Genomic DNA, 23658 nt, shown 5'->3' with positions numbered 1-23658 from the left:
GAAAGTCTACAGAAGGGGTTGTCGTGCATATGCACGACACGCTACTGTGCATATGCACGAACAGAGCGAGACGCCAGGGAGACGAGATGGCCCGCACCGCCACCGAAGACGAGAAGGCCACCGCCGCGATCATCGTGGCGATGCACCAGATGCTCAGCCGGGACATCCCCGAGCTGAGGGACCGCTTCCTCGCCGACCAGACGCCCGAGATCCGGGACGGCTACTGGTGCGAGCTCGCCGACGCCCGCGAACTGCTCGGCCTCTGACCCGCCGGCCCGGGGGAGACCCCGGGCCCCCTTCCCCTCCCTGAACTCGCAAGCGCTGCCCCACCTCAACCGCAGGAGAACGCGATGACCGCCGAGACCCGCACCGAGTACGCCATCCGCCTCACCACCACCCGGCATGGGAAGTGGCAGACCCTGATCGAGACCTACCCCGACCACGCGACAGACCGCGAGTGGTTCGAGCAGCGCGTAGCCGACGAGCGCGCCTGGCAGGCCGAGGACGCCCGCACCCCGGACGCCGAGCTCATCTCCCGCACAGTGACCGTCAGCGAGTGGGCTGCCGCCTTCACCCCAAACCAGGTCATCGACGCCGCCAACGCGATTCGTAACGTGACGAACCCGCTCTTCAAGGGCCGCCCCACAGGCCGCGACCGCACGGCGCTGGCCCGGTTCGCCGCCTGGCCGGGAGCGTCGAAGGAGACGGCGAAGCTGATCGGCATGGTCCTCGACGGCACGATCTTGCTGCCCATAGAGGACTCGCTGGGCGTCCACCTGTTCCAGGCGATGAACGAACTCCCTGATGTCAGCGACGCCGAGTTGGAGGCGTGGACGTCCGACTGGGAGTCCGGCGAGGCCCAGGCCGCACAGGACGACGCCGAGCACGCCGAGCAGCTGGCCACCCGCTGACCTCCCGGCCCCGGCCCTCTACCGGCCGGGGCCACCCCCGGTAACCGCTTTCCCGCCCCCGTGAATCGAGTGCACAACATGCTTGACTACCTGCCCCGCACGCGAGCCCAGTTCGCCGAGATGTTCGTGGAGGGCCTGCGGTTCATCTTCCGCCGCCCTGCCCCTCCCGCCCGCTGCACGTTGTGCGGTGAACCTCCTGAGGGCCGCCCTGCGGATCCGGACGCGATGTGCTGCACGGTGTGCGGCAACCCGCTGTCCGTCCTGTTCCCGGCCGCCTGACCGCTACCGCCAACACCTGAACGGAGAACCGGACCGATGAGCTACGACCGCCCCCGCCTGCTCGCGATCGACCCGTGGGACTGCGGCTGCACCGAGTGCCTGACCGGCGAATACAAGCCCCTCAGGATGGCGAGCGCGAGCGACATCGCCGCCCTGTTGTGCGGCGAGTTGGCCGGCAACACGAGCGCCACCTTCCAGGTCGAGATCCGCTACGAGGTGCGCCCGGACTCGGACGGCCCCCTGTCCAAGGCTGCCCCCACGGCGGCGACCGTCTCCTGCGACGACAGGACGTGGACGCTCGACCGGTACGCCGCCAGGGCCGTTCTCGGCTCCCTGTAGGCCGCGCAGCAACCGCTTTCCCGCCCGTCGCCCGACCCTCCGAACGGAGAACCGAGATGCCGACCCACCTCAACGAGATCAAGTCCCAGCCCGCCACCGACGAGCTGATCGCACAGCTCGCCGAGATGGTGCAGGAGCGCCTCGCACACGAGCACCCCAAGCCGGGGCACGGCGAGGACTTCTACTGCCTGAACCACACCGCCTACATGGGGGAGCGGATGGGCAACGTGCTGGCGAGGCTACGTGAGGCTGAAGCTGCCGCAGCCAGCATCGCCGCTCAGGCAAGGCGAGAGACCGCCCAGTACTTCGCTCGCCGGATGCGGATGGCACAGCGCGCCGAGGAGGACGGCGGCAGCGACGCGCGGAAGGCGGCCTTCATCATCGCCGAGACGGTCGCCGAAGTGCTCGCCCGGGACGCGGCCAACGTGCAGACGGCCGACGCCTGACCTTCCCCCTGTCCCCGGTCCTACCGGGGACGCCAAGCCGCAAGCCAGATCAACAACCTCATCGACAAAGAGAGACCCGATGTCCGACAGCACGTTCCCCGAGATGCCCCCTGCACTACTGGACCAGGTCCTCGCTGGCTGGTCGCTGCACCTCTCGGCCAATGGCGGCTCGCTCGCCCAGACCAAGGCCGCTGAGATCGCCATCAGAGAGACGCTCGCCTACGCACGCGACCAGGCCAAGGAGATCGTCACCATCAACGGCAACGAGTACAAGGTTGGCGAGTGGGATCTCCGTGACCCTGGCCTCGGGCCGGATGAGGACTGGCCGTGGACGCTGTATGCCACGCGCGTCCCCGCCGACGCCCCCGAGGAGGGCTGACCTGTGACCACCCCCAAGCGCGTCCAGAGGAAGCGCAGCAAAGGCTCCAAGCTCCCCGAGGGCGCGGTCTGCGTGGACCGGACGACGCCCTGGGGTAACCCGTTCAAGGTCGGCGAGAAGGTCCGCAACGACTCCCCACTGTGGCCGTACATTGCCGCAGCCGTTCCAGGAGGAGCCCGCGGACTCGTCTCCCTCACGCCCATGACCCGCGAGCAGGCCGTGCACCTGTACTCCTGCTGGGTGGTCGAGCAGCCGCACCTGATGCTCCGCCTGGACGAGTTGGCCGGCCGGGACCTCGCCTGCTGGTGCGCTACCCCGAAGCCGGGGGCGCCGGACCACTGCCACGCCGCGTACCTGCTGGAGCTGGTGCGGGAGGCGTGCGATGCTTGAGCCCATCCCCGAGGAAGCAGTACTGGCCGCCCCTGCTGAGCTGATCGAGGCCGCCCTCCGTAAGGACATGCGGATCCGCCCCCAGGAGCGCGCCACCGCCACCCTCAAGGCCGGAGAGCCCATCCGCCCGTCCGGGCGAGAGGCCGAAGACGCGGCCAGGATCGCCGTAGAGGCGTTGGCCGGCGCAGGACTGGTCGCCATCCCCGCCGAACTCCTCCAAGCGCTCACCGACCCGGACGAGTGCTGGTTCGACCATCACGGAGGCTGCCAGGCTCACGGCTTCCTGTCGCTGGAGCCAGGGGAGCGCTGCCCGCACGCCGAGGCGCGCGAGATCCTCGCCGCCCTACCTGAGAGGAACGACCATGCCGACCGTGAATAGCGATCTCCGGGCAGCGCTCCGGGCGCATCGTCGCCGTCAGATGGCGAACGCCAGGCGACTCGAAGCACTACGGGACCGCCTCGCTTTGGTGGTCGCGGAGCGTCGCGCGACCTTGCTGGACATCCTCTACGGGCGAGACGAGGCCGAGGAGGACGACCGTGCCTGAGACCCGCCTTCCGTCCCGCTGGGACTGGGCCAGCGCCCACCTGTGGGCGCTGTTCGTCCCCGGCCTGCGCTGCGTCCACCGCTCCCACCGCCTGCGCCTGCCGTGCCTGCGGCACTACGCCTACAGCGGCCTGTGCAGGGTGCACGGTCGATGCGACACGGGATGCCCGAGGGAGACCCGCCGTGGCTGACGACGACCTCCGCCAGCGCTACGCCGAAGCTGCGGTACGAACGGCGTCTCCGCCACGAGCCGCCACGCTGGGAGGACCGGTGAACCTCCTGGCCCTCGACGCCCCGCCGTTCCCCGGGTCCCTCCCGCCCATGTACTGCCTCGGCAACTGCGGAAAGCTTCTGTGGGACCCGAAATCCCGCAAGCGCAGGTACGGGCGGGAGTGCGCCGAGAAGCTGGGGATCATCGACCCTGGCTCAACCCGCTTCTCCCGGCGAGACGGCGGAGACTGTCAAGGGCAGATCGACTTGCTGGAGGAGACATGACATACCCGCTGGACATGGCAACGTTCGCCCGCGCCTGGCGCGAATGGACCAAGCAGATCACCGCCGAGAACGTGGACGAGGGGTACAACGCTTTCGTAGATACAATCAACTACCACTTGGGGCTGAAGGACCGCCCCAACCTTAAGCGCCTCATCGGCAAGTGGGTCATGATGACCACCCCACAAGGACTCGTCTGGGTGGGGCGACTCTCTGCACTCCACAACAGGCCGACCATGGTGATAGATCTGCCGGATGGCACATCTGTGCTGGCACCGCAGGACTTCGCCATCTCGCAAGTAGATCCACCTCCCGAGCAAGAGATGGCGTGGAAGTGCGCATGCGGCTGCCTCACGCCGGGCCGTTGGCAGGTTGGTGCGGTTTGCGCAGGGTGCGGGAACGCCGTCGAACATCCCGAAGCCCAGTACCGGTTGGTTCCTCCGGAAAGAACGACGTCATGACCGAGGACGATGGCCCCTGCTCGTCGTGTGAGCGGTGCACCTGGAACCCCGGCCACGACTGCGGCAAGCAGGATCACCCGCACTGCCCGACATGCGACCACTGTGCTTACCGCCACGAGGACCAGGACCCGATCTGGGAAGCGCTGCTGGACGGCATGCTGGCCCAGGTGCTCGCCGTCGAGCCCGTCACCTACCCGCAAGGGGTCGTCGACTTCGAAGCGGCCATGACAGGGTCGGCGTCCTACCGGCTGACCATGACGCTGGCGGACGGGACCACCGTGTCCAGCGAGAGGAGCCTGGCACCGTGACCGCAGACCGTACCGCGGAGCTCCAACCGCTCGACGATGCCCACGTTCGGTAGGACACTCAAGGTGGCCGGGAAACTACGCTGGAGGATCGCCAATGCCACCCGACAGAGGTACCGAGCTCGGGGCCCTGCGTACAGCTCTGCGCAAGGTCGCGATCGCTGGCGTAACCGTGAAGAAGAGCACGCAGGGATCCAACGAGATTTACCACCTGCTGAATAGCGAGCTGAAGCCGCTATGTGGCAGCGGCGATACGTTCGAGGGTCGCTTTTTGATGGCCGTCACAGCCCCGTGGATCCTCCGCTGCACGCGGGTCGGCTGCCGCACCCATTGGGGATACATCACAGAAGCCGGCGAGGTCATCGCCACCAAACAAGGCGAGCTCTACCACTACGACGTTCGGTGCACGGAGTTCAAAGAGGGTCACCGCATCCACGCACGCGCAGGCGACCACCAGCGCGACGTTGTGCAGATGTCGTACTACACAGCCGAAAAGGCAGGTAAGTCGCCCTGCACTTCCTGCGTCCTTTGATGAGTCCCATCGAGTGAGCGTGAGACGCTCGTTGGGCATCCCAACGTCTCGACATACGCCACACTCTAGGTAGACGCAAAGAGCGGCCTCCCGCACCACCGGGAGACCGCCCCTCCACCGCCGACCCTCGAACACCACCAGCCTCGGGTCTACCGACAAGCGTACTCATCGGGGAGACCGCAAATGGCCAGGTACTGGGTTCATTCCGATCCGACGACGTCCGATAGCCGCGCCGATGACGGCCAGCGGGAATGCGCCCGCGCCGACCGATGCTCAGACCCTCGCCTCTCCACGGTGGACGGCAAGACGAGGCGGCTCCCGGCTCTCACCTACCAGCCGTTCTGCCCGCAGGACCGTACCGCGGTGAGTAAGTCCCTCAACGACCTGCCGCTGTTGTGGGTGCGCGTCCACCAGCGCCTCAACAAGTCGTTCGCGGTGGCGGGCGGCCCGGTGGTGTGCGTCTCCAAGTCCGCCCCGGTGCCGCTCTCCCTCGGCGCCGACGCGCTCCTGCGGCTGATCCTGGCCACGCTCGTCTCCTGGGAAGAACGCGTCCGCGACGTCGCCCGGCTCACCCCGCTCGACACGAGCCTGTCTCGTCGGCGCCGCGACGGGGCAGTCCTCACGCAGGCGTTCACGATCCTGTCCGCCCACATGGACGCCCTCCTCGCCCTGCCCGCCGCCTCGATGGCGCGTGACGACACCTTCGAGGACCTGTCCGGCGCCGACGCCGGCCTGGAGCTGCTGGATCTGGCCTACCGGTGCCGGGCGTTCCTGACCGATACCAAGCAGCGCCCACGCCACCTGTCGGGGGTGTACTGCGACTGCGGTTTCGCGGAGCTGTACGAGCTGCTGGACGACGACGGGCAGCACGCGGGGGCGAAGTGCCGGGCCTGCCGCGCCGAGTACGACGCGCAGGAGTACAGCGACCTGACGAAGGTCAGGGTGGAGCCGGTCAAGTCCTACCGGCGCCGTTCCCTCCAACCCGCAGGCGCCGACGGCCCCGTCACCCACCGCGCTTAGAAAAGCCCTCTGACCTTCACCGACTGCGCAGCTACCCTTCCGGTAACTGCTAGGAGACCCCTCATGGCCAACGCCCCGATCTACGACCTGCACCGCTCCCTCGACCGCCGCATGCGCCCCGAGGATGTCGCCGACCTGGTCCACCTCGCCCTCGACGGTGCGCTCGACGTGCGCGAGCGGCGGATCCTTGAACAGGCTGCGCGGCACTCCTATCGGCGTCGCGGTTACGTGTCGTCGATGACGGACGAGTTCGCCAAGCCGAAGGATGGAGCGCACCAGCTCGCTGCCGTGGCACGCCTCTTCGACAGCGATGAGTGGACTGGCCGAAACGCCGACGATCCGATCGCGCTGGCAGACGTGGCCGCGCTCGCAGGCCGGGAGATCGGGTGGAGCGCAGACCGGGCCGACTTCAAGAGCGGCCGACTCGACCGTGCCGGCCGCGCTTCTGCGGGCATCGACTTGCCGAAGCGGCAGTACAACCGGCGCTTTCGGGCGCTCGGCCGACTCGCCGCGAAGGCGTCCAAGCTTGGCGACGGCAAAGAGTTGCGCCGTCTGCTGCTGATCGGGCGGAGCGGATTCGCCGCCACCATCACCGAGGACCGGTTCGCTGCTGACGTCGACGCGGCGTGCTTCGTCGCCTACTTCACGGCACGCCGGAACATGCGCCGCCAGTTCAGCTTGACCGGCAAAGGCAACCCGTTCGATGACGTGGCCGAGATGCTGATGGCCCGCTGCGAGCGAAACCCCGGCACCGACTGGGCGATGATCGCCGTCGTGTACGCCAAGCCGTCCATCCTCGCCCGGCTCAACGACGCCCAGCGTGGCGAAATGCTCGGCGCCTGGTACGCGGTCATGCGGCAGTGCGCTGAACGGCTGGAGCACATCTGGAACACCCGGCCGTTCAGCCGGGAGTCGATGGTGGTCCGCCGCGGCGACGACTCCTCCACGTGGAACACCGTCGCCCAGGCGTACAACGCTGCCCGCGCCGGCTGGCTCGCCTGCCTGCAGTCGATGGACGCTCTCGCCCTGCTGGACGCGGCATGCCCTGGCAAGGTGATGAGGCTGATGGCGGCCGACTTGGCGTGGTGGCACCAGCAATCGGGCGGCGATCTTGACCCGAACACGAAGGTGTGGTCATCGCTGCCGCTGCCGTGGGAGGTGCTGTCCGGTCGAGTGACATGCACTCGGGCCGACGTGGAGCAGGCATGCGCCGATGCCGGCCTGAACCCGGCCGACAGCGGGTGGACCGCCAGCCCGGCCAAGCATCGGGTCGTCGTGTTCGAGCCAACGCCGGAACTTGTGCACGGGGTGACGATCGCCGACCCGGTGTGGGCGTCGCTGCTGCGCCGGGCGGGCGTGTTCAGCGGCAAGCGGGTCAAGCCGGAGCTGGCCGAAGACGTGGCGCACGGCCTCTCAGCTGGTGTGGTCGTGTCGGATCTTCCGTCTCGTCCGCTTTTCGGTGGCGGGCACTCGTCCTGATAGGCGATGATGGAACGGCCCTCGCTGTAGCTCAGTGGTAGAGCGCCCGGCTCTTGGGCCCGGGTGGACGCTGGTTCGAGCCCAGTCAGCGAGGCTTAACTGTGCCGGGGTGACGGAGAAGAAATGTGCGCCACTTCCCCTCCGGCCTCGGCATTCCAATGCTTCCGCCGCGATGGAGGCTTCGATGTGGTCCCGTCGTACCTGCCTCTTCGTGTCTTGGACGAGGATCGGGCGATGACCGTGGAGGAGTACTTCGGCCTCGACTGCGAAAGTTCTGGCGAGTCGTAATTGGTGTTTTCGCCGGTGAGCTGTTATAAATCGGAGTCAACGTGGGAGCAAAGGCCCTCAGACCGTATGGTCCGGGGGCTTTTCGCATGTCTGGGGGTGACCAGCATGCAGGAGAAGCCTGAGCGGATCACCATTGCTGACGCTGCCCGACGCCTGGGTAAGCCCGAGCCGACCGTCCGCGTGTGGGCTTCTCGCCACCACGCCCGCCTCATCGTCAAGCTGGGCAAGACGGCCTGGTACGACTGGCGCGACCTGTCCGTGATCGGCCGGTGCCTTCATCTCGGGGAGCGTGTGCCGGCCACTCCTGAGGAGCGGGACGAGCTCCGCGCTTCCCTCCTCGCAGCCTAGATAGCCCTAGACATTCCGATACGCGCCCTCCCCCGAGGAGTGCGCCCGGCGCTCGCGGTGCCCCCGTGCTGCTTGAGCGCCTTGGCGGGCCGGTCCGATCCTCTGGTGCTGAGGGCTCACCCGGACCGGCCCTGCCATCCCCCTTGAACGCGCGGCATGTCTTAGCTGGGGGGTTGTAGGCATGCCGCGCTTAACCCCCTGCACCCCCTGTGGAGAAGCGCATGAAGGCGTACGTAGCGACCAGCGGAGACCCCGGCGACTACTGGTACAGCATCCGGCAGGTCTTCAGCACGCGCGAGGCGGCCGAAGCGTACGAGCACGGAGACAATGTCGAAGAGTTCGAGCTGCTCGACGCGCCGCCCGAGGTGCGCGACTGGCACACGATCACCCGCACGCTCGGCAAGGACCGCGAACTGCAGCACCACTCCGGCAGGGAAGACTTCGTCGGGGACCCGGACCGCATCTCTGTGACGGTGGAGAATAACGCGCACGGCCCCCATCAGTTGATTGTCGAGGGCTGGGACCTGGAGAAGGTCCAGGCTGCGGCAGAGGACGAGTACGTCAAGTTCCTCGCAGAGCGGGACGAGCGGGCGGCCGAGGTCGTCGCCGGGCTGGACAGGATCGACGTGCGCGTCTGGTACGAGGCCGATGGCCGTACCGTCCTGGAGACCCCGATCCACAGCACCGCCGACCACTTCTCCGTCCCGCACGACATGGTCTGTGGGCAGGCGGGCGTAGACCCGAGCCAGTCGTTGCACGGCCGGTGGTTCACCGTCCAGCGCCTCACCTATACGGAAGCGGACGGGTTCTCGGTGTGCGAGAACCCGAACCGGGACACTCTGAGGTCCAGCTCGGCGCGGGTGGATGCCTGATGCCTTTTCAAGGGATCGGCATCAACGAGGCCGAAGCGTGCGAGGACTGCGGGGCGCTGGTCCCGTTCGACTGGCAGAACAAGCACATGCAGTTCCACCCGCACGAGCCGATCGCGGACTCGAACGGCCGGTGCATGCTGTGTCACTTGCCCGAGGGTGCGAGCGTCCACGAGCCGGAGCCGACCCCGGCGAGCGTGCACAAGCTTCAGCAGCAGGCCGACCGCGAGCGGCAGGAGTTCGCCTGGCTGCACCACTGCGGCACCCTTAACCACGGCTACTGGCACGACGACGCTGTGTGCGGCGGCTGCCGGTTCTCCGTCGAGAAGGCGTCCCACGTGGACGCCCACTACCGGCTTGTACCGGTAGAAGGGCTCAGCGACGAGGGGCAGGGCTGATGGCCGCCCTGTCCGCTGCCCACCTTCACGAGGTGGCGGCGTGGATGCAGCACTGGCAGCCAACCCGTCAGGTGGTGGCTGACGCCGCCCGGGCCCGGATCGTCGCTGAGAGCGCGGGCGGGGTGCTGGTGTACGACGCTGACGCGGTACGTCGGCTGATCCTGAGGCGCTCCGAAAACGGACATCTCTAACCTAAACCGGGCGCTGCGAGAGTGGCGTTCATCACACCGTCTGACCTGCTGCGATGCCCGCGCTAGCGATCTTCGGAGCGCTTGACGAACCGGCGTTTATGCAGGTCAAACGGTAAGATCTAGGCATCGGGCTCTCGATCGAGAGCGCCCCGGACGGCCGCTTCACCGACCGCCCGGAGCTTGCCGACCACCTGCATCACCAGGAGATCGACCATGGACTACCGTATCCCGTTCGACGATGAGGCCGACGACCAGGGCCGACAGTTGGAGCTTTCGACAGCGAGCGGCCCGGCGTCGCCGTTGGATGAGATTCGCCACATGGACGAGGACGGAGAGCACTGGTTCGCACGGGACCTGATGCCCGAACTCGACTACGGCACCGACTGGCGGAAGTTCTCCGACGCCATCCAGAGGGCGATGGAAGCCTGCCAGAAGAGCGGCTTCGAGGTCGCCTACCATTTTGTCGCCCGCGACAGAATGGTCCCGATCGGCTCGGGAGCCTTCAGGGCCGTGGCCGACTACCGGCTGACGCGCTACGCGAGCTTCCTCGTCGCGCAGAACGGCAACCCCAAGCGGCCCGCCATCGCCCGCGCCCAGACGTACTTCGCGGTGCAGACCTATAAGCAGGAGATCGCCGAGAAGCAGGCGGCGACGTCCGCGACCGATCTGGCGGTCCCGGACACGACCACGCCAGAGGGCGTGCTGGTCGTGCTGGACATGCTCCGCGATCAGGTGATGGCGCGTATGCAGGCCGAGCGACAGGTTGAGCAGCGCGACGAGAAGATCAAGGAACTGACACCGGGTCACGAACTCGCCGAGACCTTCGCCGCCGCTAACGGAACCATGACGGTCCGCACCTTCGCCCGTAACGTCCAGCAGTGGGCGCACCCTCGCGGCATCAAGGTGCTGCAGGAACACGTCTTCGCCTACCTCGGCATGATCGGGATGGTCATCCGGGCTGGTACTTCAGAGAAGGGGCAGGCGACCGCGACCGCTCTCAAGGCGGGCTGGTGCGAGAACGCCACCACCGACTACGAGACGCACACGCGGGGCACGCTCCTCACCACGTACGCCCGCCTCACCCCGAAGGGCGTCCGGCACGCATGGAAGCGCATCCACTCGACCATCGGCGAGTACAACACGCTGGACCCGAAGGTGATCCGCCCGTGACCGCCGCGACCAAGGATCTTCGCTGCCCGGACTGTCAGGTCGAGCCCGACGGTCCGCACGAGATCGGCTGCGACGTAGCCCGCTGCCCGCTCTGCGGCACGCAGCAACTCCAGTGCCGAGAGCACGAGTTCGCCGAGGTGTTCGCGATCTGGACGGGCGCCTGGCCCGGCAACGTCGAGTGTGAGCGTGAGGGCTGGTGGTGCATCTGGCGGCCGGGCAACGGCGGCTGGGTGGCATGCGAGCCAGACCACCCCGAGGCGCGGCCGGACCTGAACAGGCTGCTGATCGCCGCAGGCAGGCGCGAACTGGTGTGGAGTCGCGAACGTCAGCAGTGGGTCCGACCTTGACCCCCTAGACCTCCGGGCGGGCGGTCCGACTGCACGCCACCGTCCGCCCGGACATCAACCCCCTGACCTCCTAGGACCGCTCATGGCCTTCTGCAATCACGGCGCCGTGACCGTCGATGTCGGCGCGTACGGCGACGCATGCGTCACCTGGGCTGACCGCACCGCTGCTTTCCCTCGCACGTGGCTGGCCGAGAACGAGTGGGTGACCGTCGAGGGCGACCGGATCACGGTGTGCGGCACCACCGTGTACGAGGTGATCGACTGGCACCACCGCTGCCCAGGCTACGGCCCGGAGTTGGCGCTGTCCCGGCTCATCTCCCGCCCACCGCAGCACGGCGATCTAGAGACGCTGCTGAACGACCGCATGATCTCCGAGCCTCTCGGCAACGCTCATGGATGACCTGCTGGCGTGGCTGAGAGCCACCATCGAAGGCGACCTCACTCAGGCAAAGGCGGCCGACGAGGCATCCCCTGGCCCGTGGGTGAACACCGGGCAAGACGGGCAGGGCAGCGATACCGACGCCTGGCAGATCCACGGAGCGCCTACAGGCGATACGACGTGGAAATACGACCGGGAGACCGAGCAAGAGACCGAGGTCCCGGTGCTTAGCCCTGTCGCGACCACCGAGTACGACGACGGCGGCGGCGTGTGGAAGCGGGAAGCCGCTGACCACATCGTGCTCCAGCAGCCTCGGGACACGATCGCCCGGTGTGAAGCCGAACTGGCGCTGCTCGACGTGATGGTCTCCATCGTGGACCAGCTTGACGAGATCGCCTATGGAGAAGGCCAAGGGGCAGGAGATCCGGACCATCCTGGAGAACCCCTCTACGGCCCCAGCACCTACCTGGTGAAGCGGTTCGCGAAAGGCTACCGCCACCGTCCCGGCTTCAACCCGGAGTGGGTGAGCGACTGATGCCGTACATCTCTGCGCCCGAAGAACTCGCCCAGATGTACGGGGCGGTCGTCGATGGATGACGATGCCTTCTGGGCTCTCATGACCGTGGCTGCTCTGGTCTTCTCCGTCACCATTCAGGTGCTCGCCTGCTGGCTCGTGGAACGAAGCTTCCGCAGGAGCAGGCGCTGACTTTAGGCCTCCGGGCGGGCGGTCTGAGCTGCACGCCGCCGTCCGCCCGGATCAACCCCCTCACCCTGGAGCCCCCTCGTGGAGCGAGAAGCCGCGATCGTCGAGTTCTTCCGCGCCCGCCTCGATGAGGAGGCGGCGGACCTGGACCGCTTGACGAGCGGCCCTCTCGTACAGGGCTACCTCCGCGTCTACGGCGACAGGCTGAAGGCGAACATCGAAGCTGACCGCCGCCTGCTGGAGCGCTACGACTACTGCGTGGCCATGGAGTGCCCCGGCAACGTGGACTTGTCGTACGCCCGCCGGGAGTACGAGACCGAGGTCTTCCCTGCTCGTATCGCCCGCTTCGCTGACCATCCGGCGTACGCCACTCTCCAGGGGCCGTGGGTGCCCGAGGACTACGCCAACGCGGTGAAGTCGGAGAGCGCCCCCTACCGGACCTGCCGCGAGTGCAGCCGCGTCTACCCGACCGCCGCTGATCTGATGGCCGAGCATGTCGCCCTCGTGGCCCGGATCAACGCGGAGACCTCCCCGGACAACCCGCCGATGGTCGCGCAGACAGACCTGCAGAAGATCTACGTCTGCCCGGCATGCGCCCACGACTTCTAACCCTGACTCGAATGCCCGTTCGACCGCTGGGTATCGTCGCAGCATGCAGGGCCTTCCACCATCTGTCCGCCTCCCAGGCCACCACGCCATGGCAGGCGGCTTGATCGAGTGGCGTCGCAAGCCGGACGGCTCGTGGGAAGCACTGGTCGAGATCGTGGAGATCGCCCCCGGCTACCGAGGCGGGCCTCCAAGCACCGCGCCGGGTGTGGTTCATGGCTCACGAGGTTGAGCCGATCCCCGGTGAGGACTACTCGCGGGTGCCGCGTACGAGAGCGCAGCCCGACCACCCGTAACCGCATCTGACCACCTGAGGCCCGCCACCGAGCGGGCCATTCGCATTCCGGGGGTGGTCATGCGCGAGGAGTACGACCGCGAGCGTCACGGCCCGTACGGGGAGTGGCTGAAGTCGAAGGGTGTGCAAACCCGCGCCGGCGGATGGACGAACGCCACCCGAGATCAGGTGCTCGTGGACACCCCGTCCGAGAAACGCGTCCTGGACCAGCTCGGCAACGAGGTCCGCCAGTACGGGTCGGACCGGCAGGACGTGACCATCAAGAACCTCGAAACGGTTCGGGCCGTCATTCTCGCCTCCGCAATGAAGAAGGAGACCACCGATGTCCAGCAGCGCTAAGCGCGCCGCCGCCGAACTCCGAGCACAGGCCGACGCCCTGGACGCGCTGGGTGGGCTCGAAGCCGACCTGATCGACGCCAAGCAGTCGGGGGACCAGGACCGCATCCGCGAGGCGGCTGACGCCCTGCGGGGGGCGCGCTCTCTCGCGCGCGATGAGACCACATCCGTGGGCGGAGACGCCTACGTCGAGACCATGGGACAGGAGGGCTGACCAGTGGCGATCTCCGGAAGCGGCATCTTCGTCAACAACATCGGGGCGTCGCTCGGCGACTCGAACCTCGATCTGGACCTGGAGAGCGAGACCCTGATCAAGGCCGCTCTCTTCACCAACAGTGTGACTCCCGATTACAGCACGTCAACGGCGAATGCTGCCTATGGCGCGGGCGTCTGGAACGCCAACGAGGTCTCGGGCACCGGTTACACCGCTGGTGGAGTCGTCCTCACCACCACGACCCTGACCGGCTCGTCCGGGGTGCTCACCTTCGACTCCGCCGACCCATCGTGGTCGTCCTCGACGCTCACCGGCGTACGCGGCGTCCTGATCTACAACAACGGCCTCACGCCCAAGTCGGCGTTCCTGCTCGTGGACCTGACCCAGGACTACGCGACGTCTGCAGGAACCCTGCTGATCCAGGTCTCGGCTAGCGGCTGGGCCGCACTGGACCTTGTCCCCTGACCTTCCACGACGCTGCCTGACCTCCTGACTCTGCCGCCTACGGGCGGTTTTCGCATGTCAGGGGGTTGGCGTGGCGGCAACGTACCGGTCCCACACCACCGCCACCGGCACCTCCACCAGCATCTCCTGCAACAAGCCGTCCGGTGTTGTCGAAGGCGATGTGCTGATCGCCGCCCACACGGGCAACGCCGGCGCGATCGGCTCACTGACCGCGTCCGGGTGGACGCTGCTGCAGCAGCGCTCGGCCACGGTCATCGGCAAGCTGTGGTGGAAGGTCGCAGGCCCGTCCGAGCCCGGCAGCTACAGCTTCGGGCAGGCCAACACCTCCGCCGGTGTCGTCATCATCATCGCCGTCCAGGACGCCGACGGAGCCACCACACCCGCCTCGAACAGCAACAGCTCCGGCTTCGGCACGAACGTGACCACCCCGTCCACCACCGCCATCGGCGAGGACGACTGCGAGATCCGGTTCGCGTTCGGCGATGTCACCCTCGGTGCGACTCTCACCCCGTGGGGTGTGTCGGCTCCTCACACCAAGCGGGGCGAGGCGCAGTCGGGGACTCGCACGTCTGGGGCGTCGTCTACCCGCCACCGCACCACGGGCGGATCGACGGGCACGTTGACGTTCGCGTCGGCGGCCAGCATGGACGCCCGTCTCGCGTTCGTGGCGTGCGTCCCATCGGCGGTGGCGGGCACGGACGCGACCGCCACCCCTGCCGTGGTTCAGGCGACCGCGTCGATCCCGTCCCCGACCGTCACCACGACCGGCAACGCCACCGCCACCCCCGCCGTCGTCCAGGCCGTCGCCACGATCCCCGCCCCGGCCGCAAGCACGCCCGGCCTCAACCCCGCCGTACGCGACATCAGCTTCATCGGCGACCGGCTCCCCACCCTCACCACGCCCGCCCCCACCAGCCAGACAGGCGACCTGCTGCTCGCCCACCACGCCTGCGACGTCGGCACCCTCGCCGACATGACCGCCGACCCCGACTGGACGCAGCTCACCACCTACACCGCAGGCGAAGACCAACTCCAAGTGGTCGTGTACTGGCGGATCGCGGACGGCACCGAACCCGCCACCTGGGACTTCGGCCAGGACACCCAGTCAGACGGCACCGTCATCATCGTCGCCGTCCAAGACGCCGGCACCGACGAGCCCACCTTTGCGCTCGCCAACGCCGCAGAAACCGCCACCACCCCCACACCCGGCATCACCCCACCCGCAGCCAACTCGCTGGAGTTGCGTTTCGCGGTCGGTGTCGCCGTCGGTGAGGCCTCCACCTGGACGCCGCCGGCCGGTCTGGATGAGATCGCCGACGTCCAGTCCACCACATACACCACCGCCACAGCGGCGACCCGCGAACTGTCCTCCACCAGCCCCACCGGCACCGAGAACTTCACCTCTACCGTCGTCCTCGCTGCCGTCTCTGGGGTGACGCTCGGTTTCGCCCCGGCGCTCGCCAACCCCGACGCGACCGTGACACCCGCTGCCGTGCAGGCGTCCGCGTCGATCCCCGCGCCCGCCGCATCGACCGGCTCGACCGCTTCCCCTGCCGTGGTGGCCGCGACCTCTACGGTCCCGGCTCCCACCGCCAGCGCGGGCTCGACGGCCTTTCCGAGCGTCGTAGCGGCTACCGCGTCGATCTCTGCCCCGACGGTGTCCACGGGCTCTGTCATCGCCGCTATGGTCGTCCAGGCGACCGCTACGGTGCCGACACCCACGGCCAGCGCGGGCGCCACCGCTTCACCGGCCACCGTCCAGGCGACGGCCAGCATCCCCGCGCCGTCCGTTACAGCGGTCACCGCAGCCCTCCCAGCCACGGTCACCGCGTCGGCCAGCATCCCCGCTGCGACCGTCTCCACCGGCTCCACAGCCGCCCCGCTCGTCGTCGGGGCCACGACCACGATTCCGGCGCCCACCGTGTCCACCGGGGCAACCGCGACACCTGGCGTGGTTCCGGCGACCACCACCATCCCCACCCCTGACGTCGCCGCGGACATGACCGCCACCCCGGCAGTCGTGTCCGCCGTCGCCACGATCCCGGCGCCGGCCGTCCAGTCCGGCTCCTCCTCGACGGCCTCGCCTGCCACAGTCCAGGCTGCAGCGGACATCCCAGCCCCGGACATCACAGCAGGATCCACCGCACAAGCGGCTGTAGTCGCCGCTACGGCGTCGATTCCCGCCGCTGGGGCATCTACTGGCACTACCGCCTCTCCTGGCGTCGTAGCCGCTTCTGCGAGCATCCCTGCGCCCACCGTGGCGACGGGGGCGACAGCAACGCCAGGCGCGGTCACAGCCAGCGTCACGGTGCCCACGCCGACCGTCCAGGCCGGCGGCAACGCGACCGCCACACCGGCCACGATCAACGCATCGGCGTCCATCCCTGGGTCCGACACCTCGGCCGGCTCCACCGCAGCACCGGCTGTAGTCCTGGCCACCGCCGCGGTTCACACCCCGACCACGGTGACGCTCGTCGCAGCCACACCCGCAGCAGTGGCAGCCCACGCGACCATCCCCGCGGCGCTGATCTCGACTACGGCACGGCCTCCAACCGTCGCCGCCACCGCCTCCATCCCAAGCCCGACCGTGTCCACAGGCCAGGTCGGAGACATCCACGCACGCCTCGGCGATCAGCCGGCGAAACGGCGCTGGACGAGCCCTACCGCAGACCGCGACTGGGGCACGACCAGAACCCGCCGCCGCTGGACGGTCGCACCCTGAAAGGAGGGCCGATGCCTGTACGCGAGTACCCGCGCGAATCCAAGGAGTACTTGGACGTGGCGGTCGACGGCCCTCCCGACGTGCTCACCGGCTTGGGCGTGGAGATGCAGGTGTGCCTGTACCCAGCACGCCCAACGGAGGCCGGGTGGAAAGAGGCCGGGTGGGGTGAGGACGAGGACGGTCAGACCGTCGCCCAGATCCTGATCGGGCCCGGCACCAACTTCGACTTCTCCGCCGCGCCCGGCACCTACGTGCCGTTCGTGCGGATCGACGCCTCACCTGAGGAGCCGGTCATCGAAGGCCGCCCCGTAAAGATCGACTGACCTGCCATGAGTTCACGCTTTTGGCAGCACTTTCACCTGGCAGCCACCATCACCTGGATCGCCCTCATGATCCCGTCGCTACTGTGGTGGAAGGACTCCATCCCCTGGCTCGTCATCATGTCCGTCTGGGCCAACGTCGCCGGCCACTGGTCGAGTTGGCAGGCTTCGCGGGCTGAACGCAAACAGGACGCCTGACCTGGCACAACCTGTGCCGGATAGGACCCTGCGGTTCGCCACCGCAGGTTAGAGGGCCCCGAGACCTCCCGGACTCGGGGTCCTCGCCATTACCGGGAGAACCCCCATGGACTTCATGTACGTCGCAGGTCAGATTCTGCTCGGAATCCTGCTCCTCTGCTCCGCCCTCGGCAGTTTCGGCGCGGTCAACGCCCTGCTGTGGATCTGGCAGGAAGAGTTTGAAGGCGCCAAGATCGGGCCCCTCGGCCACGGTGGGGTGTGGCTCGGATGCGTCCTGCTCATGGCGGGCATCATCCACGCCAGCATCCTGAACGGCTGGCTCGGCATGGGGCAGGTGAGCGCGTGATGTCCAAGCGCACCCTCACCCTGTCCGGTGGCCCGCTCCCTCACAAGGTCACCCTCGACGGGCAAGACTTCAGCGAAGGCATTCGCCGCCTCACCATCGACGTGGACCCGCGCAACGGCTGGCCTCGCGTAGAAGCGGAGCTCGCCATCTACGCGATCGAGGTCACGGAACTAGGCGTGGAGAACTCCCGCTTCGAGGTGTCCATGCCCGACGAAGCATGGGCCGCGCTGATCGTTCTCGGCTGGACTCCTCCGGCAGGTGAGCAATGAGCAACTTCGTGGGCGATGGATCAGAGGTGCGAGTGACGTTCGCGATCAACCTGCGGACCGCCGACGCACCCACTGCCGATGAACTCGCCACCGGCGGCCACCTCCCGGGCGAACTGGTTTTCACGCGGGACGACAGCGTGTCGTGCGAGCTGCCATCTCGGACCCGCCGCTTCCTGGTCGCCCGCTGGCCGGACGGGCTTACCAAGGTCCGGGAAGTGTTCATGAGCGAGGCTGAGCGATGAGTCTCTGGATCATGGGCCAGGTAAAGAGCCAGGACGGCAGCCTGTGGGAGCTGGGCGGCGTGTTCTCCTCGCGGGAGAAGGCTGTGGCCGCCTGCGTTGAGCCGACCGACTGCGTGTGGCCTGTCGTCCTGGACGAAGTGGCCCCCAGGGAGACGGTCGAGGTCGGCAGCTATCCGAAGGCCAAGGGCTGACATGAGGGTCTCCACCGACGCTCTCATAGCCGCACTCCTCGACCAGCGCCTCAAGCTGACAGGCGACGCAGACGGCGGAGTGAGCCTCTACTGCCGGGACTGCAAGGGCCACCCGATCGCTCACTACGGCCACCTCGAAGGCGACTACCGGGATCCCAAGGTGGCGTACGTCCTGACCATCCCCAGCCTGTGGGCGGTTGCGGTCGAACACCTGGACGACGAGCACCGGAACGGCACTGCTCAGCCGCCGAACACGGCCACAGAGATGCCCCCTGTTTCGTCACGGTAAGTGAGATTTCGATGAAAAGCTCTCTCGATCGCCGGGGCTGATACCTACCGTCCGTAATCGTCCCAGCAGAACAAGATCCCTTCCGGGCCCGCGACCCAGAACCCGCCCCCACACCTCGAACCCTTGGAGGCGGCACATGGGACGGCAAGCCCTGAAGTGCAAAGGCCGCAAGACCAACGGCGACCCGTGCAACAACTACGCCATCACCGGCGGCCTCGTATGCCACGCCCACGGCGGACGCGCCAAGCAGGTGAAAGCCAAAGCCGCCCAGCGTGTAGCCGAAGGCAAGGTCCGCGCACAACTGGCCCGCATGGACGTCGAGCCCATCACGGACCCGCTATCCGAACTGGCGAAGATCACCGGCGAGGTCGTCGCTTGGAAGGACGCCATCCGCGACCACGTCAACGAACTCACCAGCCTCCGCTACTCCACCGAAGGCGGCGAACAGCTTCGCGCCGAGGTCGCACTCTTCGAGCGGGCCATGGACCGGTGCGAGAAGTTCCTCACCGCCATGGCCCGGCTCAACATCGACGAACGCCTGGCGCGCATCTCCGAACAGCAGGCCGACCTCATCATGCGGGCCGTGACCGGAGGCATCGCCGACCTCGGACTACCGCAAGAGCAGCAGGTGGAGGCGAGCCGCCATGTCGCCCGTCGCCTCCGTTCTGTCGCGAGCAGCTGACCGCATCGAAGAGAGCGTCGAACCACCCAAGCCGAGTCCCTACCTGAACGATCCGGTCGGCTGGGTCCACGACAGGCTCGGCGGGCACCTCTGGTCCAAGCAGCGCGACATCGCCCTGTCAGTCGTAGGGCATCGCCGCACCGCGGTGAAGTCCTGCCACAACGCCGGCAAGTCGTTCCTCGCCGCCCAGATCGCCTGCTGGTGGATCGACGTCCACCCGCCCGGTGAGGCGTTCATCGTCTCCACCGCCCCCACCTACGCGCAGGTGCACGCGATCCTGTGGGAGGAGATCCGGAAGGCGGCCAAGAACCCGGCCGGCGACCCGCTGCCCGGACGGGTACTGCAGTCGGATGAGTGGAAGCTGGACGACGGCACTCTGGTCGGCTGGGGTCGCAAGCCGGCAGACCAGGACCAGCACGGCTTCCAGGGAATCCACCGCCGCTACGTCCTGGTCATCCTCGACGAGGCGTGCGGCATCCCCGAACAGCTGTGGACCGCCGTAGAGGCCATCACCACCGGCGCCGACTGCCGCATCCTGGCGATCGGCAACCCCGATGACCCGAACACCGAATTCGGCAACGTGTGTAAGCCCGGCTCCGGCTGGAACACGATCCGCATCTCCGGGTTCGACACCCCGAACTTCACCGACGAGCCGTTCCCCGAGAAGCTCCGGCCGCTCATGTTGTCGCCCGAGTGGGTTGAGGACAAGCGCAAGCGGTGGGGCGAAACCTCGCCCCGCTACGTGTCCAAGGTCCTCGGTGACTTCCCCGAGGTCGGCGACGACACCCTCATCTCGCCCCGCTGGATCGAAGCCGCCCGGCAGCGCACCCTGGAACCCGGCCCGGTCAACGTCCTCGGCGTGGATGTCGCACGCTTCGGCTCCGACCGCTCCATCCTGTGCCTCGCCCGCGGGCCGATCGCCCGCATCATCGGTGACTTCTCCCACGCCAGGACGACCGAGACGACCGGGAAGGTCATCGCGGCCAAGCGCGAGCACCACGTGCAGGAGATCCGCGTGGACGGCGTCGGTGTCGGCTCCGGCGTCGTCGACGAGCTCCTCGAAGCGGGGCATGACGTCCTCGACATGCAGTCCGGCGCCGGGGCGATGGACCGCGAGCACTACGCGAACGCCCGCGCCGAATGGTGGTGGGGGCTCCGTGAACGGTTCGAGGCCGGCGACATCGACCTTGACCCCGAAGACGATGAGCTCGCCTCACAGCTCGGCACCCTCAAGTACAAGTTCACTGCCCGCGGCCAGGTGCTGATCGAGTCGAAGGACGACATGAAGAAGCGCGGCCTGCCGTCTCCTGACCGCGCCGACTCGGTGATGCTCGCCTACGGCCACGTGGCGCCGCCTGACGAGATCGTCGGCAACGAAGACCTCGACGACGACCTGGCCGAGTTCTCAATCTCGCCGTATTAGCCGAGGGAGGCATTGTGGGTCTCGCCTCCCGCTTGCAGGAGACGTTCTACCGGGTGACCGGCCGCACCGAGCTGGCCGAGGTGGTCCGCGCAGAGCGTGCGACGGTCGCCCACCTGGAAGAGTCCATCGCCGACCTCGAACGGCGCATGTACGAGCCGGGCTGGCAGCGGCTGACCTCGATGGCCGAGCAGGAGTTCACCCGCGAAGGGTTGCGGCAGATCACTGCCGTCAACCGGATCATGGCGTTGAAGAACGCCCTGATCAAGCGCGGGCTGGCCCTGCGGATGGCGTACGTGTGGGGCCAAGGCGTGGAGATCAGCGCCCGCGACGAGGACGTCAACGCCCTCGTCCAGGCGTTCCTCGACGACGCCGGTAACCGCCGCTGCCTGACCGGCGCACAGGCGAAGATCGAGAACGAGAAGGCGCTGGACACGGACGGCAACCTGTTCTGGGCGCTGTTCACCAACCCGCGCACCGGCCGCGTCCAAGCCCGATCCATCCCCTGGGATGAGATCGCCGACGTCATCACCAACCCCGAAGACTGCTCCGAAGTCTGGTACTACAAGCGCGTCTGGTTCGAGAGCAGCACCGACCCGATCACCGGCGGCCTCACCTCCCGGCACCGCACCGTCTACTATCCGGCGCTCGGCTACCGCCCCAAGGGTGCTAAGCCGCTCCGGGTGCGCGACCAGGTCGGCGACGTGGCGGAGGTCATGTGGGACGCCCCCGTCCACCACATGAAGACGGGCGGCGACAAGGGCTGGAAGTTCGGCCTCGGCGTCACCTACACCGCGATCGACTGGGCGCAGGCGTACAAGAGCTTCCTGGAGGACTGGGCGACCCTCGTCAAGGCGCTGTCCCGGTTCGCGTGGAAGCTCACCAGCAAGGGCAGCAAGCAGGCCGCGGCCAAGGCGAGGATGGCCACAGCCCCGACCACCGACCGCTACAGCGGCGAACCGCAGCGCGCCGGCGCCACCGCCTTTACCACCCCGGACATGGCGTTGGAGGCCATCCCCAAGTCGGGCGCCACGATCGACTCCGAGTCCGGGCGTCCGCTCGCCGCCATGGTGGCCGCAGCCCTCGACGTACCGGTGACGATGCTCCTCGGAGACCCCGGCACCACCGGCGCCCGCGCCACAGCCGAAACCCTCGACTCGCCCACTGAGCGCACCATGGAGCTCCGCCGCGAGGCGTGGACGGAAACGTTCCAGGCCATCCTCGGCTACGTCATCGCCTCCGCGGTAAAGGCGCCGCAGGGCAAGCTCAAGGGCACCGTCAGGCTGGAAGACGGCGTCGAAACCGTTGAACTCGCCGCCGACGCCGACGACACGCTGGATATCGCCTGGCCTGACATTGACGACCTTGACCCTGGCGCCGTCATCGAGGCCATCGTGAAGGCCGACGCGACCGGCTACGTGCCGCCTCTCGTCGTCGTCCGTCTCCTCCTGGAGGCGCTCGGCGTGAGAGATGTGGAGTCCATCCTCGACGGATTGACGGATGAGGACGGCAACTTCAAGCCCCCTGAAGGCGCCGCAGGGCAAGCCGGCCAGGCTGCCGTGGACGCCTTCCGCCGCGGCGACGATCCGGCCGCACTCCTCGCAGGCCGTAAGCCCGACAAGCCCGGCAGCGAAGACGAAAAGCCCCCGGACGACGAACCGGCCGCGGAGCCCGACCCGGCGTAGCGAGGTGGTCATGGCGATCACCTCGGAGACGATCCGCATCGTCGAGCAGATGCGCCAGGCGGTCAGCAGCATCGTGGACAGCACGTCCAGGTCGCTGGTCTCCGCCTGGGTGAGAGCGTGGGATCAGATCGCCCTCGACGTCGTGGAGGCGATCGGCGAGCTCCTGCAGATCGGCGACGGGGCGTGGCCGTCACGCAGGCAGATCCAGCACACCGCCCGCGTGGTGCGCGCCCTTGACGTGATCGGCGCCACCCTCGAACGCCTCGCCGACCTCACCCGCACCGAGACGATCGAAGCCGCCCGACTGGCGGCCAAGGTCGCCCTCGACGCCCAGAACCCGCTCGTCGCCTCCCAACTCCCGTACGGCTCCACCAAGGCGCTCGCCGCGAACTACAAGGTCCAGCAGCCCGACGCCATCGACTCGATCGTCCGCCGCACCGCCGAGCAGATCCACGCCCGGCACTGGCCCCTCGCCGACGAAGCCACCGAGCGGATGAAACGTGAACTGGTCCGCGGCGTGGTCGTGGGCGACAACCCGCGCACCGCCGCCGCCCGGATGGTGAAGAACCTCGAAGGCGAGTTCAACGGCGGTCTCACCCGGGCGCTCAACCTGGCGCGCACCGAGACGTTGGACGCCCACCGCGAGGCCGCCGAGATCGGCCAGGAACAGCACGGCGACGTGCTGGCGGGCTGGGTGTGGATGTGCGAGCTCAACTCCAGCAGGGGCCGAACCTGTCCCTCGTGCTGGGCTCGCCATGGCACCGTCCACCCGCTGACCGAGCCAGGTCCGATAGATCACCAACAGGGCCGCTGCAGTCGCACACCCAAAACCAAGAGCTGGGCCGACCTCGGCTTCGAAGGCATCGACGAGCCCGACGACCTCATCCCCGACGCACGCGCCATCTTCAACGCACTGCCCGAAGCCGAGCAGGTGCAGATCATGGGTCGCCGTCGCCTCGACCTGCTCAAGTCAGGCGACGTCGAGTGGGAAGACCTGCCGGAACTCCGCACGACCCCCGAATGGCGCGACTCGTACGGGGTGCGGCCGGTCAAGGACCTGGAGCGCATCGCCAAGCAGCGACGCAGCAGCGCCGCCTGAACCTCAGGG

The 23658-nt window shown here is 67.9% G+C and carries 40 protein-coding genes and 1 tRNA gene; all 41 read left to right on the top strand.

All coding sequences use genetic code 11. The annotated features are described in order from the left end of the window. Positions 1–86 precede the first annotated feature (86 nt). The 41 genes from ACIBQX_RS11565 to ACIBQX_RS11365 all read left to right on the top strand — a co-directional run bounded on the left by ACIBQX_RS11565 (position 87) and on the right by ACIBQX_RS11365 (position 23649). Positions 87–266: a hypothetical protein gene (locus tag ACIBQX_RS11565; protein ID WP_397003207.1), complete on the top strand. Its 180-nt coding sequence runs from the start codon at positions 87–89 to the stop codon at positions 264–266. 84 nt (positions 267–350) lie between these two features. Next, complete coding sequence (locus tag ACIBQX_RS11560; protein ID WP_397003206.1) at positions 351–911, top strand: hypothetical protein; 561 nt, start codon at positions 351–353, stop codon at positions 909–911. A 78-nt stretch (positions 912–989) separates the two neighbouring features. Beyond that, positions 990–1190 (top strand): hypothetical protein, encoded by a 201-nt coding sequence (locus ACIBQX_RS11555; RefSeq protein WP_397003204.1) that lies wholly within the window; start codon positions 990–992, stop codon positions 1188–1190. A 36-nt stretch (positions 1191–1226) separates the two neighbouring features. Continuing rightward, complete coding sequence (locus ACIBQX_RS11550; protein WP_397003202.1) at positions 1227–1529, top strand: hypothetical protein; 303 nt, start codon at positions 1227–1229, stop codon at positions 1527–1529. A gap of 56 nt (positions 1530–1585) precedes the next feature. Continuing rightward, on the top strand, positions 1586–1975 hold the full coding sequence (locus ACIBQX_RS11545; protein ID WP_397003200.1) for a hypothetical protein: 390 nt from the start codon (positions 1586–1588) through the stop codon (positions 1973–1975). 79 nt (positions 1976–2054) lie between these two features. Next, complete coding sequence (locus ACIBQX_RS11540) at positions 2055–2354, top strand: hypothetical protein (RefSeq protein ID WP_397003198.1); 300 nt, start codon at positions 2055–2057, stop codon at positions 2352–2354. Positions 2355–2357: 3 nt separating this feature from the next. Then, complete coding sequence (locus ACIBQX_RS11535) at positions 2358–2744, top strand: DUF4326 domain-containing protein (RefSeq protein ID WP_397003196.1); 387 nt, start codon at positions 2358–2360, stop codon at positions 2742–2744. Continuing rightward, positions 2737–3123, top strand: coding sequence for a hypothetical protein (locus ACIBQX_RS11530; RefSeq protein ID WP_397003194.1), 387 nt, complete (start codon positions 2737–2739; stop codon positions 3121–3123). The genes ACIBQX_RS11535 and ACIBQX_RS11530 overlap by 8 nt, the downstream gene beginning before the upstream one ends. Next, the gene (locus ACIBQX_RS11525) at positions 3116–3289 is read left to right on the top strand and encodes a hypothetical protein (RefSeq protein ID WP_397003192.1); all 174 of its coding nucleotides are present in this window, start codon (positions 3116–3118) and stop codon (positions 3287–3289) included. Before ACIBQX_RS11530 ends, ACIBQX_RS11525 begins: the two co-directional genes overlap by 8 nt. Next, positions 3282–3479 (top strand): hypothetical protein, encoded by a 198-nt coding sequence (locus ACIBQX_RS11520; protein ID WP_397003190.1) that lies wholly within the window; start codon positions 3282–3284, stop codon positions 3477–3479. The genes ACIBQX_RS11525 and ACIBQX_RS11520 overlap by 8 nt, the downstream gene beginning before the upstream one ends. Beyond that, positions 3472–3783: a DUF6011 domain-containing protein gene (locus ACIBQX_RS11515; protein ID WP_397003188.1), complete on the top strand. Its 312-nt coding sequence runs from the start codon at positions 3472–3474 to the stop codon at positions 3781–3783. The genes ACIBQX_RS11520 and ACIBQX_RS11515 overlap by 8 nt, the downstream gene beginning before the upstream one ends. Then, positions 3780–4241, top strand: a complete 462-nt coding sequence (locus tag ACIBQX_RS11510; protein ID WP_397003186.1) for a hypothetical protein — start codon at positions 3780–3782, stop codon at positions 4239–4241. The genes ACIBQX_RS11515 and ACIBQX_RS11510 overlap by 4 nt, the downstream gene beginning before the upstream one ends. Then, the gene (locus tag ACIBQX_RS11505; RefSeq protein ID WP_397003184.1) at positions 4238–4549 is read left to right on the top strand and encodes a hypothetical protein; all 312 of its coding nucleotides are present in this window, start codon (positions 4238–4240) and stop codon (positions 4547–4549) included. Before ACIBQX_RS11510 ends, ACIBQX_RS11505 begins: the two co-directional genes overlap by 4 nt. Positions 4550–4643: 94 nt before the next feature. Further along, positions 4644–5078: a hypothetical protein gene (locus tag ACIBQX_RS11500; RefSeq protein ID WP_397003183.1), complete on the top strand. Its 435-nt coding sequence runs from the start codon at positions 4644–4646 to the stop codon at positions 5076–5078. Between the two features lie 294 nt (positions 5079–5372). Next, complete coding sequence (locus ACIBQX_RS11495; RefSeq protein WP_397003181.1) at positions 5373–6098, top strand: hypothetical protein; 726 nt, start codon at positions 5373–5375, stop codon at positions 6096–6098. 63 nt (positions 6099–6161) lie between these two features. Next, positions 6162–7577 carry a hypothetical protein gene (locus tag ACIBQX_RS11490; RefSeq protein WP_397003179.1) on the top strand — a complete coding sequence of 472 codons (1416 nt, stop codon included), beginning with the start codon at positions 6162–6164 and terminating at the stop codon, positions 7575–7577. Between the two features lie 20 nt (positions 7578–7597). Next, a tRNA-Lys gene (locus tag ACIBQX_RS11485) sits at positions 7598–7671 on the top strand. 299 nt (positions 7672–7970) lie between these two features. Next, the gene (locus tag ACIBQX_RS11480; protein WP_397003177.1) at positions 7971–8213 is read left to right on the top strand and encodes a hypothetical protein; all 243 of its coding nucleotides are present in this window, start codon (positions 7971–7973) and stop codon (positions 8211–8213) included. Positions 8214–8434: 221 nt separating this feature from the next. Beyond that, positions 8435–9085: a hypothetical protein gene (locus ACIBQX_RS11475; protein WP_397003175.1), complete on the top strand. Its 651-nt coding sequence runs from the start codon at positions 8435–8437 to the stop codon at positions 9083–9085. After that, positions 9085–9480, top strand: coding sequence for a hypothetical protein (locus tag ACIBQX_RS11470; protein ID WP_397003174.1), 396 nt, complete (start codon positions 9085–9087; stop codon positions 9478–9480). The genes ACIBQX_RS11475 and ACIBQX_RS11470 overlap by 1 nt, the downstream gene beginning before the upstream one ends. Then, positions 9480–9671 (top strand): hypothetical protein, encoded by a 192-nt coding sequence (locus ACIBQX_RS11465; RefSeq protein ID WP_397003172.1) that lies wholly within the window; start codon positions 9480–9482, stop codon positions 9669–9671. The genes ACIBQX_RS11470 and ACIBQX_RS11465 overlap by 1 nt, the downstream gene beginning before the upstream one ends. A 213-nt stretch (positions 9672–9884) precedes the next feature. Beyond that, positions 9885–10841 (top strand): phage antirepressor KilAC domain-containing protein, encoded by a 957-nt coding sequence (locus tag ACIBQX_RS11460; RefSeq protein WP_397003170.1) that lies wholly within the window; start codon positions 9885–9887, stop codon positions 10839–10841. Further along, on the top strand, positions 10838–11188 hold the full coding sequence (locus ACIBQX_RS11455; protein ID WP_397003168.1) for a hypothetical protein: 351 nt from the start codon (positions 10838–10840) through the stop codon (positions 11186–11188). Before ACIBQX_RS11460 ends, ACIBQX_RS11455 begins: the two co-directional genes overlap by 4 nt. An 82-nt stretch (positions 11189–11270) precedes the next feature. Further along, positions 11271–11588 carry a hypothetical protein gene (locus ACIBQX_RS11450; RefSeq protein WP_397003166.1) on the top strand — a complete coding sequence of 106 codons (318 nt, stop codon included), beginning with the start codon at positions 11271–11273 and terminating at the stop codon, positions 11586–11588. Next, positions 11581–12102: a DUF6221 family protein gene (locus ACIBQX_RS11445; RefSeq protein ID WP_397003164.1), complete on the top strand. Its 522-nt coding sequence runs from the start codon at positions 11581–11583 to the stop codon at positions 12100–12102. The genes ACIBQX_RS11450 and ACIBQX_RS11445 overlap by 8 nt, the downstream gene beginning before the upstream one ends. A gap of 249 nt (positions 12103–12351) precedes the next feature. Beyond that, positions 12352–12879, top strand: a complete 528-nt coding sequence (locus ACIBQX_RS11440) for a hypothetical protein (RefSeq protein WP_397003162.1) — start codon at positions 12352–12354, stop codon at positions 12877–12879. A 346-nt stretch (positions 12880–13225) separates the two neighbouring features. Continuing rightward, positions 13226–13510, top strand: coding sequence for a hypothetical protein (locus tag ACIBQX_RS11435; RefSeq protein ID WP_397003161.1), 285 nt, complete (start codon positions 13226–13228; stop codon positions 13508–13510). Further along, positions 13494–13721 (top strand): hypothetical protein, encoded by a 228-nt coding sequence (locus ACIBQX_RS11430; protein WP_397003159.1) that lies wholly within the window; start codon positions 13494–13496, stop codon positions 13719–13721. Before ACIBQX_RS11435 ends, ACIBQX_RS11430 begins: the two co-directional genes overlap by 17 nt. A 3-nt stretch (positions 13722–13724) precedes the next feature. After that, on the top strand, positions 13725–14186 hold the full coding sequence (locus ACIBQX_RS11425; RefSeq protein ID WP_397003157.1) for a hypothetical protein: 462 nt from the start codon (positions 13725–13727) through the stop codon (positions 14184–14186). Between the two features lie 70 nt (positions 14187–14256). Continuing rightward, positions 14257–16908: a hypothetical protein gene (locus tag ACIBQX_RS11420; RefSeq protein WP_397003156.1), complete on the top strand. Its 2652-nt coding sequence runs from the start codon at positions 14257–14259 to the stop codon at positions 16906–16908. 11 nt (positions 16909–16919) lie between these two features. Next, on the top strand, positions 16920–17231 hold the full coding sequence (locus ACIBQX_RS11415) for a hypothetical protein (protein ID WP_397003154.1): 312 nt from the start codon (positions 16920–16922) through the stop codon (positions 17229–17231). A gap of 6 nt (positions 17232–17237) precedes the next feature. After that, positions 17238–17426 (top strand): hypothetical protein, encoded by a 189-nt coding sequence (locus ACIBQX_RS11410; protein WP_397003152.1) that lies wholly within the window; start codon positions 17238–17240, stop codon positions 17424–17426. A gap of 106 nt (positions 17427–17532) precedes the next feature. Then, positions 17533–17772: a hypothetical protein gene (locus ACIBQX_RS11405; RefSeq protein ID WP_397003150.1), complete on the top strand. Its 240-nt coding sequence runs from the start codon at positions 17533–17535 to the stop codon at positions 17770–17772. Then, positions 17772–18041, top strand: a complete 270-nt coding sequence (locus ACIBQX_RS11400; RefSeq protein WP_397003148.1) for a hypothetical protein — start codon at positions 17772–17774, stop codon at positions 18039–18041. Before ACIBQX_RS11405 ends, ACIBQX_RS11400 begins: the two co-directional genes overlap by 1 nt. Then, on the top strand, positions 18038–18283 hold the full coding sequence (locus tag ACIBQX_RS11395) for a hypothetical protein (protein WP_397003146.1): 246 nt from the start codon (positions 18038–18040) through the stop codon (positions 18281–18283). The genes ACIBQX_RS11400 and ACIBQX_RS11395 overlap by 4 nt, the downstream gene beginning before the upstream one ends. Then, the gene (locus ACIBQX_RS11390) at positions 18280–18474 is read left to right on the top strand and encodes a hypothetical protein (RefSeq protein ID WP_397003144.1); all 195 of its coding nucleotides are present in this window, start codon (positions 18280–18282) and stop codon (positions 18472–18474) included. Before ACIBQX_RS11395 ends, ACIBQX_RS11390 begins: the two co-directional genes overlap by 4 nt. Before the next feature lies 1 nt (position 18475). Next, positions 18476–18763 carry a hypothetical protein gene (locus ACIBQX_RS11385; protein ID WP_397003142.1) on the top strand — a complete coding sequence of 96 codons (288 nt, stop codon included), beginning with the start codon at positions 18476–18478 and terminating at the stop codon, positions 18761–18763. A 136-nt stretch (positions 18764–18899) separates the two neighbouring features. Beyond that, positions 18900–19445, top strand: a complete 546-nt coding sequence (locus ACIBQX_RS11380; protein WP_397003141.1) for a hypothetical protein — start codon at positions 18900–18902, stop codon at positions 19443–19445. After that, positions 19408–20868 (top strand): hypothetical protein, encoded by a 1461-nt coding sequence (locus ACIBQX_RS11375; RefSeq protein WP_397003139.1) that lies wholly within the window; start codon positions 19408–19410, stop codon positions 20866–20868. The genes ACIBQX_RS11380 and ACIBQX_RS11375 overlap by 38 nt, the downstream gene beginning before the upstream one ends. 14 nt (positions 20869–20882) lie before the next feature. After that, positions 20883–22550, top strand: coding sequence for a hypothetical protein (locus ACIBQX_RS11370; protein WP_397003137.1), 1668 nt, complete (start codon positions 20883–20885; stop codon positions 22548–22550). Positions 22551–22560: 10 nt separating this feature from the next. Further along, positions 22561–23649, top strand: a complete 1089-nt coding sequence (locus ACIBQX_RS11365; RefSeq protein WP_397003135.1) for a hypothetical protein — start codon at positions 22561–22563, stop codon at positions 23647–23649. Positions 23650–23658: the final 9 nt, after the last annotated feature.

The sequence above is a fragment of the Nonomuraea sp. NPDC049714 genome (assembly GCF_044465295.1).
Lineage (GTDB): Bacteria > Actinomycetota > Actinomycetes > Streptosporangiales > Streptosporangiaceae > Nonomuraea.
Note: the sequence above shows the minus strand (reverse complement) of the source record. Positions and strands in the feature narration are given on the sequence as shown.